The organism is Pseudomyxococcus flavus (assembly GCF_050038885.1).
Lineage (GTDB): Bacteria > Myxococcota > Myxococcia > Myxococcales > Myxococcaceae > Myxococcus > Myxococcus flavus.
Genome location: NZ_CP143624.1, coordinates 1,596,479 through 1,609,400 on the forward strand (window position 1 = coordinate 1,596,479; position 12,922 = coordinate 1,609,400).

Here is a 12,922-nt window from a genome sequence, read left to right on the forward strand (position 1 = left end):
ACACGGACTGGCCGATGAAGAAGAGGCCCGGCCCCACACGACGGGGGACCGGGCCTCTCGCTTTCAGGGCGTCAGGCGCCCGGGCTACAGGTGGCGCTTGAAGTGGTCCATGACGCGCTCCCACTGGCGCTCGGTGACCTTCGGGTCGGGCACCATGTGCGTCAGGCCGCTGAGCGGCAGCAGGTCGTGCGGCTTGCCAGCGCGGAAGAGCGCGTCGCTCAGCTTCAGCGTGTGGAAGAAGTACACGTTGTCATCCGCGGTGCCGTGGATGAGCAGCAGCTTGCCGATGGGCTTGTCCTCCTGCTTCGCATACGTCAGGAGCGAGCTCTTCTCGTAGGCCTCGGGGTTCTGCTGGGGCACGCCCAGGTAGCGCTCGGTGTAGTGGGTGTCGTAGTCCAGCCAGTCCACCACCGGGGCGCCGGCCACGCCGGCCTTGAAGAAGTCCGGGCGCTTGAGCACGGCCAGGGCGGACATGTACCCGCCGAAGCTCCAGCCGGAGATGCCCACGCGGGACAAGTCAATCTCCGGGACTTCCCTGGCCAGCGCCTTGAGGGCGGCGATCTGGTCGTCCAGCGTGACGCCGGAGAAGTCGCCCTTCACCTCGCGCTCCCACTTCGCGCCGCGCAGCGGGGTGCCGCGGCCGTCAATCTTCACCACCAGGAAGCCCTGGTCCGCCACCCACTGGGACATCAGGTGCGCGGCCATGCTCTGGTGGACGACGGTGGTGGTGGGGCCGGCGTACACCTCGACGATGACGGGCAGCTTCTGGCCCGGCTTGAAGTTGCGCGGACGCACCAGCGACGTCCAGAAGCGCTCGGCCCCCACCTGCCGCAGCTCCACGTTGGGCGTGTAGGGCGGCTCCTGCGCCACCGAGGGCAGCTCGCCCACGCGGGTGCCGTCCCCGCGCACCACCAGCACCTTGGGCATGGACTTGAGGCCCTGCCCGTGCATCACCACCAGCCCGCCGCTCTTGGACACCGTGCCCGCCTCGATGTCGAGCCCCGCCGTCACCTTCTCCGGCGCGCCGCCGGCCTTCACGCGCCACAGGTGGCTCTGCGTGGGGTTGGGGCCGCCGTTGAAGTAGAGCGTGTCGTCCTTCTGGATGTAGCGCGCCAGCGAGCGGAAGCCCGCGTCCGGCTTCACCACGCTGCGCGCCAGCGAGCCGTCCGCCTTGCGCAGCTCCACCTCCGGGCCGCCGTTGCGCTCGGTGTACCAGAGGAAGCCGCTGCCATCCTCCAGCCACAGCGGGAAGGCCTGCTCCAGGTTGAGCCAGGCGTCATCCTTCTCCGTGAGCAGCTCCCGCGACTTGCCGGTGCGCGGGTCCACCGCGAGCAGCTTCTGCTCGGTCTGCTCCCGGTTCTGCACCAGCACGGTGAGCGGGCCGCCCTTGGGCCACGTCACGGTGGCCAGGTACGGGTACTTCGCCGCATCCCACTGCGCCCAGACGGTGCGGCCGCCCGTGACGGGGGTAATCCCCAGGCGCACCTTGGCGTTGGCCTTGCCGGGGCGCGGGTACGCGAAGTCCTCGCCGCCGCGCTCGGGGTGCATGACGTCGACGATGGTGAGCTTCTCCACCTCCGTCGTGTCCGACTCCGTGTAGGCGATGGACTTCGCGTCCGGGCTCCACCAGTAGCCGGTGAAGCGCCCCATCTCCTCCTGGGCGACGAACTCGGCCACGCCGTGGGACTTCGCCTCGGTGCCACCCCTGGTGACGCGCTGCTCGCGGTTGGCGGCCACGTCGATGCGGTACACGTCGTGGTCCCGCACGTAGGCCACCTGCTTGCCGTCCGGCGAGAAGCGCGGGTCCAGCGTGCCGGGGCCCGTCTTCAGCTCCGTCACCTTCGCGCTGGCGCGGTCCACCACGTAGAGGCGGCCGGACAGGGGCACCAGCAGCCGGTTGCCATCCTCGGACACCTGGTAGCTGGTGAAGCCCCGGGCGCTGACGCGCATGCGCTCACGGCGGGCCTTCTCCTCGGGGGTGAGCGTCTCCTCTGCGCCCTTGAGGATGGCCTCGGGCGTGAGCAGCTCGCGCGTCTGCCCGCTCTCCACGTCGAACGCATAGAGCATCTGCACGTTGGACGTGGGCTGCGTGCGCAGGAAGAGGATGCTCTTCTCGTCGGGGGTGATGCGCACGCCGCCGGGCCGGCCGCTCATGAAGCGGCGCGTCTCCGAGAACTGGCGCAGGAAGGGGTCTTGCGACCGCTGCGTCTTGGACATGGTCAGGGGCTTCATCTCCTGGGCGGAGGGCGAAGCGCTCGCAAGCAGGAGCGCGGCGGTGAGGACGTGGCGCATGCGTCGTCGAATCCCCGCCGGAAGGGGCGGGGCTCCTTTCGTGGAAAGGTGCGTGAGGCAGCCTACACTCGGCGGCCACGCGGCCGGAGCAAACGCCCCGCACGCTGGAGGATTCCCGACGTCATGGACACGGAAGACGACGCCCTGCGGCACCTGCGGCTGGCCGGCATCATCCGGCTGGGCCTGGGCGGTGGACGGGGCCCCTCGGACGCGTACGTGTTCGACCCGCACCGGCTCGCCCTGCCCGCCTGGGCCTGCGCCCTGGGCGAGGCGGGCGGCCCCGCACTGCTGGTGACGCTGGACCGGCACCTGGACACCGTGGTGCCGCGGCAGCCCGCGGCCGTGCCGGACCGGACCGCCGGGCTGCGCGCCCTGGACGAGCACGCCCGCTGGGCCCTGGACGTGCGCAACTACGACCACATCCTCGCGGCCATGGAGGCGGGGCTGGTGGGAGACGCGCTGCTGATTGCCCGCGCCCGGCCCCGGGGCGCCTTCGCGGGCGACACCTACGTGGACACCCGGGGCCGGCCCCACCGGCTGGTGGCGGTGCCCACCGTGGACCGGGCCGCCGAGGCCTTCAGCCGCCCTGCCCCTGGCGACGCCGTGCGCGACGTCCTGGACGCCGCCGAGCGGGTGCTGCTGGACGTGGACCTGGACTGCTTCACCTCCCTGAGCGACGCGGACCCGACGACGGTGCTGCCCTGGCCCCAGCAGGTGATTCGCGAGTTCCTGCTTCCGGAGGACTCCGGGCCCTTCTGGGACGCGGTGCTGGCCCGGACGGTGGCGCTGACGCTGGCGCGCGAGCCCCACCACTGCGGCGGGCTGCTCGCGTCCGGCGACTTGTTCCGCGACGCGGCCCAGGTGCTGTTCCGGGAGCTCTTGCGCACCGAGCCGCCGTGAGCCGCGCCGCCGCTACAGCGGCGTCTCCATGAAGGTGGGCCGCACGTCCGTCATCTGCCCGCCCGCGAACGAGAAGCGGCTGCCCACCGGCGGCCGGGCGTCGTTGAGCACGTAGCCGAAGTCCACGCGGAAGGGCAGGACGTTGAACTGCGGGAAGAGCAGCCGCAGGCCCACGCCCACCGTGTGCACCATGGCGGGCTTGTCGTTGAAGGCGCTGCCCGAGTCCCAGAAGAGCACGCCGCCCAGGTGCACCGTCTTCACGACGATGGGCCGGCTGCGGTACTCCAGGTTGAAGAGCAGGAGCCGCCGGCCGGAGTACGCGTCCGCGCCCGCGCCGCGCAGGCCGTTGGCGCCGCCCAGCAGGTGGATGCGGTCGAACAGGTCATCGATGTTCACGTCCAGCAGCCCGCGCGCCACGAAGCGCCCGCCCAGCACCTTGGGCGACACCTCGATGAGCTCCGCCGCCCAGCGCCGGTTGGTCCACGCACCGCCCTGCCCCAGCTGCCGGCGGATGGCGCCCGACAGGGAGGCGGTGGTGAGCGTGTCTCCCAGCCGCAGGCGGTAGCGCAGCGCCAGCCCGCCTTCCGCGAAGTGGCTGCGCTCGCCGAACACGGGCGGCGCGTAGCGCAGGGTCGCGGCAATCCAGTGCCCCATCTGGAAGTCCTCGGCCAGGACGTAGGAGTCCACGTCGCGCAGCACCTCGTAGCGCGCGTCGAAGGCGCGCAGGCTCAGCCCGACGTAGCCCGCGTCCTCGCCGCGCGGCAGGTAGTTGCGGTTGAACCACTCCGACTGCTCCGGGGTGAGCCCGGACTCCAGCGGCGCGCCGTATTGGTAGTGGTAGGCACCCACCATGCCGCCCACGTTCCACTTGTAGCGCGTGCCCAGCGAGCGCGTGTACGCGAAGGCGCCCGCCACCTCCTCCGTCCGGTAGATGTAAGGCACCGCCGGTCCACCGGGGAACGGGAGCTGCCAGATGGAGGCGCCCCGGTAGACGCGGTTGGTCTCCACGTTCCAGGACACGGCGGCGCTGGCGCTCCAGGGCGTGGACAGCGAGAACAGGGGCCGGCTCACGGAGAGGTTGCCGCGCGAGCCCTCCGTCTTGCCGCTCTCCCGCCCCTGGATGACGGCGATGGACTCGCTCAGCGACCAGCGGCTGCCCAGCACGCGCGGGTCGGTGTAGCTCTGTCCCACGCTGAGGGTGTCCTGGCGGAGGATGAAGTCCACGGCGATGCGCTTGCCGCGCCCGAGGAAGTTCTGCTCCGTGCCCTGCAGCTTCAGGTACTGCAGCAGCGAGCCCACCGCCGCGAAGTCACTGTTGAGCCGCAGCGACCAGATGTCCTTGGTGACGGCCATCAGCGCCACCGTGTCCGGCGTGCGCCCCTTCACCGGCACCAGCCGCACCATGGAGAACAGGCGCAGCCCGCGCAGGTTGCGCGCCGTCTCCTGGGCCAGCTGCTCCGAGTAGGGCTTCCCCACCTCGAGCAGCACCTCGCGCCGGACGACGTCATCCCGTGTCCGCGCATGGAAGATGTTGAGGAAGTCCGGGAACGGGTCGATTTCCGCCACCACGTCCTCGGTGGCCACCAGCACCTCTTCCAGCACCTTGCCCTCGGGCGAAGGCTCCAGCTCCCGGCCGTGCCGCTTCAGCGCCTCCTCGATGAGGGCTTCCTCATAATTCTCGATGGCCGCCGCCACGCCCCGAGGTGCATCGGACGAGGCCTCCGACGAGGAAGGCGCGGCCGCAAGGAAGGTGGCGACGAGCAGGGCAGGCAGCGGGAGCGGCACACGGGCATCCTGTCATGAGCGCGCCACGGCCCCCTGGGCAATGCCGCACTCTGTTACCTCACCGGATTTTCGGTATTCGCGGTTGCGTCGAAAATATCCACCGGGGAAGCAACCGCGAAGCCCCCCGGGCGGATAATGACGGCATGACCAGCGTCGTCGGCCCCCGCCGCTCGCCCTTCCTCGCCCGCCCGACCACCGAAGCCGCCCGTGAGACGCCGTCCGCCCCCCGGACGAACTCCCTGGCCACCAGCTCGTTCCAGCCCTCGCGGCCGGGACTCGAGGGCGCGACGCCCTCGATGCTGACGAAGCTCGGCGCCGTCTTCGTTCCCCAGACTCCGACGGCGGTCGCCGGCGCGAAGGCGTCGACCAGCGCGCGGGCCACCCCGCTGGTCCACAGCACCCGCCCCGACGCGGACATCAAGGACAACACCACCATCCAGAGCACCATCGACGTCCCCGAAGACGCCACGGTGGAGTCGCTCGCGCTGAACCTCGACATCGAGCACACCTACCGCGGGGACCTGAAGGTGACGCTGACGTCGCCTTCCGGCAAGAGCGCGGTGGTGTCCGACCGCAAGGGAGGTTCAGCGGATGACCTGAAGGGCCGCTTCGACCTGTCCGCCTTCAAGGGGGAGCCGGCCCAGGGCACCTGGACGCTCTCGGTGCAGGACGCGGCGCGCGGCGACTCCGGCACGCTCCACGAGTGGGGCCTGGACATCGTCCCCGAGACGCCGGTGACGGAGCCCGAGGAGCCGGAGGCGCCCGAAGGCGGCCTCTTCGAGGGTCTGCGCGACGAGGCGCTGCTGGACGCGCTCCAGGACTATTCGTCCGGCAAGAAGGTGGTCAGCTACAACGAGGCCCGCCGGCTGATGTTCTCCAGCCTGGACGTGAACGAGCACGGCAACGTCGTCTGCGTCTACACGGGCGCCGAGGTCAAGGGCGGGAAGATTCCCAACAACTCGGTGATGAACACCGAGCACACCTGGCCCCAGTCGAAGGGCGCCACGGGCGCGGCGAAGAGCGACCTGCACCACCTCTTCCCCACCGACAGCAAGGCCAACTCCCGGCGCGGCAACTTCCCCTTCGGCGAGGTGGTGGAGGCGCGCTGGAGCCAGAACGGCGCCAAGTTCGGCACCGACGCCAGGGGCAACCTGGTGTTCGAGCCGCCCGACTCGCACAAGGGCAACGTGGCGCGGGCGATGTTCTACTTCTCCGCCACCTACAACAAGTCCATCTCCAACGACGAGGAGGCGGTGCTCAAGGCGTGGAACAAGCTCGACGGGGTGGACAGCGCCGAAATCGAGCGCAACCGGCGCGTCGCCAACATCCAGGGCAACTCCAACGCCTTCATCGAGGACGCGGGGCTCGCCGACCGGGTGAAGGACTTCTAGGCCCCCGCCGAGCGCAGCTCGCCGGTGCGCAGGGGCGGAAGCTTCTCGCCCCGCGCCACCGCCGCGACGATGCGCGCCAGCCGGTCCACGCCGTCCGACAGGGCGGCCGGCCCCGGCTGGAGGATGAGCGAGCTCTTCACCTCGTAGAGCTGGTCGTCCACCACCGCCGGCACCCGGGCCCAGCCCGGGCGGGCCACGATTTTCTCCCGCTTCGCCTTGCGTCCGCACCAGCTCGCGATGACGCCCTCGGGCTCGCGGCGCGCGACGTCCTCCGGCGCGAAGATGCGGCCCTGCGCGCCCTGCGAGGCGCGCGACTCCCGGCACACGTCCACGCCGCCCACCAGCTCCACCAGCTCCGAGCACCAGCGGATGCCAGAGATGAGCGGCTCGTGCCACTCCTCGAAGAAGATGCGCGGCCGGCGCGGCAGCGACTCCGCCGCGTCCGCGTGCCGCGTCAGGTTGGCGGTGAGCTCGGCGGCCAGCGCCTCGGCGGCCTCGGGCCGGCCCACCAGCGCGCCCGTCAGCCGCACCGACTGGAGAATCTCCGCGATGGAGCGCTGGTTGAACAGGTAGACGGGCACGCCCCGCTTCGCCAGCTCGCGGCCGATGTCCGCCTGCAAATCCGAGAAGCCCAGCACCAGGTCCGGCTTCAGCTCGAGAATCCGCTCGAAGTTCGCGTCCAGGAACGAGCTGACCCGCGGCTTCTTGCGCGCCTCCGGGGGCCGCACGGTGAAGCCGGACACGCCCACCACCAGGTCCTCCGCGCCAATGCGGTAGAGCACCTCCGTCGTCTCCTCCGTGAGACACACGACGCGGCGGGGATAGGGCGGCGCCCCGGACAGCAGCTCGGAAAGTCGGGCATTCATGCGGAGCCGCAACCTAACGCGCCCGTCCTCGCGCAACGTGCCTGTCGCACGCGTCCGCGCGCTGTGGATGGGCCTGCACCACACTCCGAGTCACGTCCGCGCGCGTGTGTGTCGGCTGTGAAACGTTGTAGCGCCCGAGCCGGATTCTCGGCCGGTGGCGCACTGCGCCAACCCGGCAGGTCGCTTGGGAGGTGGAGGATTGCAGTGTTAGCATCTGCTCCCATGTTCGACCGGCGTGTCGTGTGCCTTACCGGTCGGTGGGGGCAGTCATGATGGAGAGCAACGCCCCGACGAATGGCGCCCCACCCGACGTCGCGGACCCCATGCTGGGCCGGGTCCTCAACGAGCGCTTCCGCATCCTGGAGACGCTCGGCGCCGGAGGCATGGGCCGCGTCTACAAGGCCGTGCAGTCACCGCTCGACCGGCTGGTGGCGCTGAAGGTGCTCAACCCGCAGTACGGCGAGGGCAAGGACCCCGGCTTCCAGAAGCGCTTCTTCCTGGAGGCCAGCGTCACCGCGAAGCTGCGCCACCCGAACACCGTCACCGTCATCGACTATGGCAAGACGGAAGACGGCATCTACTACATCGCCATGGAGTACCTGGAGGGGCTGACGCTGGGGCAGCTCCTCACGCAGCTGGGCCCCCTGCCCTGGCCGCGCGCGCTCAACATCACCCAGCAGATCGCCCGCTCGCTGCGCGAGGCGCACAGGGTCGGCCTCATCCACCGCGACCTCAAGCCCGCCAACGTCATGGTCCTCAACCAGGAGACGGACCATGACGTGGTGAAGGTGCTCGACTTCGGCCTGGTGAAGTCCTTCATCGGCGACAGCGCCCCGGTGCCGCAGGACACCTCGCTCACGCAGGCGGGCATCATCCTGGGCTCGCCGCAGTACATGGCGCCGGAGCAGGCGCGCAACTTCGCCGACCCGCGCAGCGACGTGTACAGCATGGGCGTGGTGCTCTATCAGATGCTGATCGGCCGGCCGCCCTTCCTGGCCGCGCAGAGCATCGACGTCATCGTCAAGCACATCAACGAGCCGCCGCCCGCCTTCGGCTCGCTCTACCCCGGCCACGGCATCCCCGCGGAGGTGGAGGCCCTGGTGATGAAGTGCCTCGCCAAGACGCCCGGGGACCGCTACCAGTCCATGGACGAGGTGCTGGACGCCATGCGGCGCACCATGTCCACGGTGGGCGTCAGCGGCGCCTTCAGCGGCGCGCGCTTCGGCGCCGGCACGACCAGCGGCAGCGGCCCCATCAGCGGGCCGCACGGCTCGCCCGGCTCCGGCCCCGCCACCGTGGCGCTCGACATCTCCGTGGAGGAGGCCCCGGCGAAGCGCGGCCCCAGGACACTGGCCCTGGTGCTCGGCGGTGGCTCGGTGCTGGTGGGCATCGGCGCGGCCATCGCCCTGGCGATGCGACCCGCGGCGCCGCCCGCGCCCCCCATTTCGCCCCTGGCCCCCACGCTCGCCCAGCCCGAGCCCGCCCGGCCTCCCGCGCAAACCGCGACGCCGCCGGCGCAGCCGGAGACGGACGCCGCGGACGAGGAGCTGGCCCTGGCGCCGCTGGAGCGGGCCGAGGCCGTGCCGGTGCGCTTCCTCATCGTCAGCGAGCCCATCGGGGCCCGCGTGACGTACCAGGGCAAGGACCTGGGCGAGACGCCCCTGAACCTCGAGGTGGCACCGGATGAGAGCGGCGTGGCGCAAGCGGCGCTGACCTTCACCCTGGACGGCTACCAGCGCGCCCGAGCCGTCGCCCGTGGCACGGGCCCCGAGGAGCGCTTCACCCAGAAGCTCGTGCCCAAGAAGAAGGCGAGCGCGCGGCCCGACAAGGCCCCCGACTCGTCGCCCTATAAGGACGACCCGTACTTGTGAAAACCCTGACAGCCCTCAAACGAGCGGGCCTCCTCGCGATGTGTCTGTGCGCGGGGGAGGCCCTGGCGGACGCCCGCCTTGAGGCCCGCCGCCACTTCCGCAGTGGCATGAGCCTCATCGCCCAGAAGCAGTACGAAGCAGGCATCGCCGAGCTCGAGGCCGCGTACGCCATCAAGCCGCACCCCAACGTGCTCTTCAACATCGCCCGCGCGTACCAGGACGCGGGCAAGCCGAGAGAAGCGCTGGAGACCTACCAGCGCTACCTCGCCAGCAATCCGCCGGACGCGGCGACGGTGCGGCCCATCGTGGCGGCCCTCGAGCAGAAGCTGCAGGAGGCAGAGGCGCAGGCCGCCGAGAAGGACCCGTCGTCCCTGCCCATGCCGCCGCCTCCCGCGGGCATGCAGTCGCAGCAGCAGCTATCCGCGCTGCTGGAGCGGCTGGAGAAGGCCATCGAGCGCGCGGAGGCCATGCCGGTGGGGAAGGCGCCGATTCCAGGCCTGACGCCCATGGGCGTCGCCCCCGCCAGCGGTGACGACGCGGCCAGCGGCACGGACCTGGGCGCGGTGCCCTATGAGGAGCGCGTGGTGACGGCAAGCCGCCGCGCGCAGTCCTCGCTGGACGCGCCCAACGCCACCACCGTCATCACCGCCGAGGACATCCGCCTGTCGGGCGCCACCTCGCTGCCGGAGCTGCTGCGGCGCGTGCCGGGCGCGGACGTCATGGCCCTGGGCGTGGGCAGCGCCAACGTGTCGCTGCGTGGCTTCAACCAGCGCATCGCCAACAAGGTGCTGGTGCTGGTGGACGGCCGCACCGAGTACCAGGACTTCCTCGGCCTCACCATCTGGTCCTCCATTCCCATCGGCCTGGAGGAAATCGAGCGCATCGAGGTCATCCGCGGCCCGGGCAGCGCGCTCTACGGCGCCAACGCCATGCTGGGCGTGGTCAACATCATCACCCGGGCCCCCGGCACCGGCCCGCGCGCCCAGTTCAGCACCACGGGCGGCACCGGCAACACCGCCGCGGGCTCGTTCGTCAGCCACGGCGGCTCGGGCGCGCTGCGCTACCGCGCGGCGGCGGGCTACTCGCAGACGGACAAGTGGAGCCGCGACTACGCCAGCGACCTGCCGGACGTGACGCTGCGAGGCCCCGACCCGGACCTGGGCGCTCGCGGCGCGCGCGCCTCGCTGTCCGCCGTGTACACCTTCGCGGAAGGGCGCCAGGTGGGCCTGTCCGGCGGCGTGAATCGCTTCACCACGGAAATCTATCCGCCGGGCCTGCTGCGCAACTACTTCATCGACGGCCTCAACGCCTTCGCCAAGGGCGACGTGGAGCTGGGGCCGCTGAAGCTGAAGACGTTCTGGAACCACATCTCCAGCGACGCGGGCCCGCAGTACGAGCCCACCGGCCAGCGCTCGCTGGTGACGGCGCTCAGCTCCAACCTGCTCAACGCCGAGCTGCTCTTCGCGCGCGACTTCGAGCTGGGCGGCGTGCACCAGCTCAACGTGGGCGTGGAGGGCCGCCTCAAGCGCGTGGACTGGGGTGACTACCTGGGCCCGCTGCGCGAGCAGGTGCACGCGGCCTTCTTCGTGCAGGACGCGTGGCGCATCGTGGAGCCGCTGTCGCTGGTGGCCAGCTACCGCGTGGACCGGCACCCGCTGCTCGACCAGGGCCGCCCGGGCCTGGCGCACTCGCCGCGCATCTCCGCGCTGTTCAAGCCCTTCGAGAACCACGCCTTCCGCGCCAGCGCCGCGTCGGCCTTCCGCGAGCCCACGTTCCTGGAGAGCTACACGCAGCTGACGGTGCCCGTGCCCGGCGTCAACGGCGCCAGCTCGCTGACCACCGGCAACCCGCAGCTGCGCCCCGAGCGGCTCACCGCCTTCGAGCTCGGCTGGCGCGGCGAGGCGCCGGAGCTGGGCATGGACCTGGACGTGGCCGTGTACCAGAACACGGTGCGGGACCTCATCGGCCTGTCCGGGGTGACGCGGCTGCCGCCGGGCCAGTCGTATGACCCGGGCACCGGCTCGTACCTGCTGGGCACCTCGTCCTTCCAGAACGAGGACGCCGTCTACACCGCGCGCGGCGCCGAGGCGGGCATCACCCTGGCCCCGGTGGACGGCCTGGGCCTGAAGCTGAGCGCGTCGTTCCAGGACATCACCTCGGACCGTGAATCCGAGGCCGAGTGCGGCCCCTGCAACCAGGCGCCGCAGTTCCGCCTGTATGGCGGCATCACCTACCGCTCGCGCGCGGACCTGGAGTTCGCCGTGGACGCGGCCTACACCTCCGCGTCGACGTGGATCGAGCGCGAGCCCTCCGCCGCGGACCCGACGCGCATCGAGCTGGTCTCCAACCCGCTGCGGGCCTACACCGTGGTGAACGCGCGCGTGGGCTACACGGCCGTCAAGGACGCCGTCACCGTCGCGCTGGTGGGCACCCACCTGGGCGGCGCCCACCAGCAGCACCCCTTCGGCAATCGCATCGAGCGGCGCGTCTTCGCGACCCTGACGGTGACTCCATGAGCCGCCCCACCCTGTCCTGGAAGCAGGCCGCCAGCGGCCTCGTCCTCGCGTCCGTCCTCGGGCTCGGCTGCGAGGCCCCACCCGTGGTGCCCACCGCCGACGTGCGGCAGAACACGCGCACGGCGCGCATCGACGGCAACCTGGTGGTGCAGTCGCGCGCCCGCGGCAACGCGGTGGTGTTCCTCTACGACGCGGAGCGGCCGCCCCCGCCGCAGGGCACCGGCCGGCCCATCGCCTTCAGCGTCGTCCCCGCCGAGCAGCTCTTCGGCCCCGCGCTGGCGGGGGACGCGGCGGGCCCCTTCGTCGCGCCCATCAGCTTCAGCCTGGTGCCGCCGGGGCGCTACACGCTGCGCGGCTTCATCGACGCGGAGTCCTGCGGCCCGGAGGCCGGCGCGCCCTGCCGTCGCCCTGACTTCAACCCCTGGTACGGCGTCACCGGCGAGCCCAACGCGGGCGACGTGGGCGGCGCCGCGGTGGACCCCACCACGGGCATGCCGCTCACGCTGGAGGTCGTCGCGGACGCCAACGGACAGCCGCAGCCCCTCACCGGCGTCACGGTGAGCTTCTCCGACACGGCCCGGGTGCCGCGCGACCGGCCCACCTTCCAGGTGGTGCAGGGCGACGCGCTGATGGGCAGCACGCGGAAGGAGCTGCGCCTGCAGCCCCTGGTCATCCACGACGGCGCGATGGACCAGCGCCCGGACGGCTTCGCCGTGAGCTACGTGGACGCCAACCGCGACGGCGTGCCCGACGACGCCAACGGCGACGGCGTTCCGGAGCTCTGGCCGCGCGTGGTGGTGCGCAAGCTGGCGGACGACGGCTCGAACCTCGTGGACGAGAACGACCTGGACCGCGACGGCGTGCCGGACGCGGTGGGCGTGGACTACGTCCGCGCGGACACCGGCGCCGTGGACGCCCTGCCGGACGTCGTGGTGCTCGCCGCGGAGCTGGTGCCGGACGGCCCCATCGCTGCGCTCACCGATGAGAACGGCAACCCGCGCATGGAGGGCGCCATCGTTCCGGAGCTGCAGGTGGTCGTGCATCCCCAGGCGCTCGATGCCCGGGTGCCCGAGAACCCAGTGCCACTGCAAGCCTTGCCCCGAGGCCGCTACGCGGTGGTGCTGATCCAACCCAGTGGTCAGACATGGCGTGTGCCCAACGAACTGGCGCCCGCTCTGGCGCAGGGACTGGGGCTTCCCGCGGTGGAGAGTCAGGCCTTCTACCTGGAGGTTCCCTGAGTGTTGGCGCTTTGACTTCGGTCTCTCCATCCGCCAACATGACCGGTGTTCGCAGGGGAACTG

The 12,922-nt window shown here is 71.3% G+C and carries 8 protein-coding genes; 5 read left to right on the forward strand and 3 right to left on the reverse strand.

Annotated features, from left to right (window positions below; genetic code table 11):
- Positions 1-84: 84 nt before the first annotated feature.
- Positions 85-2,292: a DPP IV N-terminal domain-containing protein gene (locus VZL07_RS06655; RefSeq protein WP_426754504.1), complete on the reverse strand. Its 2,208-nt coding sequence runs from the start codon at positions 2,290-2,292 to the stop codon at positions 85-87.
- Positions 2,293-2,415: 123 nt separating this feature from the next.
- Here VZL07_RS06655 and VZL07_RS06660 point away from each other — a divergent pair, with 123 nt between their 5' ends.
- On the forward strand, positions 2,416-3,192 hold the full coding sequence (locus VZL07_RS06660; protein WP_426754505.1) for a hypothetical protein: 777 nt from the start codon (positions 2,416-2,418) through the stop codon (positions 3,190-3,192).
- A gap of 12 nt (positions 3,193-3,204) precedes the next feature.
- Here the strand turns inward: VZL07_RS06660 and VZL07_RS06665 are convergent, their stop codons facing one another.
- Entirely contained in the window at positions 3,205-4,977 is a 1,773-nt protein-coding gene (locus tag VZL07_RS06665; RefSeq protein WP_426754506.1) for a BamA/TamA family outer membrane protein, read from the reverse strand.
- Positions 4,978-5,120: 143 nt separating this feature from the next.
- On the opposite strand from VZL07_RS06665, the gene VZL07_RS06670 reads away from it, so the two are divergent.
- Positions 5,121-6,368, forward strand: coding sequence for an endonuclease (locus VZL07_RS06670; RefSeq protein ID WP_426754507.1), 1,248 nt, complete (start codon positions 5,121-5,123; stop codon positions 6,366-6,368).
- On the opposite strand, the gene VZL07_RS06675 is transcribed toward VZL07_RS06670, so the two are convergent.
- Positions 6,365-7,234 carry an ABC transporter substrate-binding protein gene (locus VZL07_RS06675; protein WP_426754508.1) on the reverse strand — a complete coding sequence of 290 codons (870 nt, stop codon included), beginning with the start codon at positions 7,232-7,234 and terminating at the stop codon, positions 6,365-6,367. The genes VZL07_RS06670 and VZL07_RS06675 overlap by 4 nt on opposite strands.
- 269 nt (positions 7,235-7,503) lie before the next feature.
- Here VZL07_RS06675 and VZL07_RS06680 point away from each other — a divergent pair, with 269 nt between their 5' ends.
- From VZL07_RS06680 to VZL07_RS06690, 3 genes are read left to right on the forward strand one after another with little or no spacing between them, the layout of a single operon-like run.
- Complete coding sequence (locus VZL07_RS06680; RefSeq protein WP_426754509.1) at positions 7,504-9,105, forward strand: serine/threonine protein kinase; 1,602 nt, start codon at positions 7,504-7,506, stop codon at positions 9,103-9,105.
- A gap of 38 nt (positions 9,106-9,143) precedes the next feature.
- Positions 9,144-11,621, forward strand: coding sequence for a TonB-dependent receptor domain-containing protein (locus tag VZL07_RS06685; protein ID WP_426757247.1), 2,478 nt, complete (start codon positions 9,144-9,146; stop codon positions 11,619-11,621).
- Positions 11,618-12,859, forward strand: coding sequence for a hypothetical protein (locus VZL07_RS06690; protein WP_426754510.1), 1,242 nt, complete (start codon positions 11,618-11,620; stop codon positions 12,857-12,859). The genes VZL07_RS06685 and VZL07_RS06690 overlap by 4 nt, the downstream gene beginning before the upstream one ends.
- The last annotated feature ends 63 nt before the right edge of the window (positions 12,860-12,922 follow it).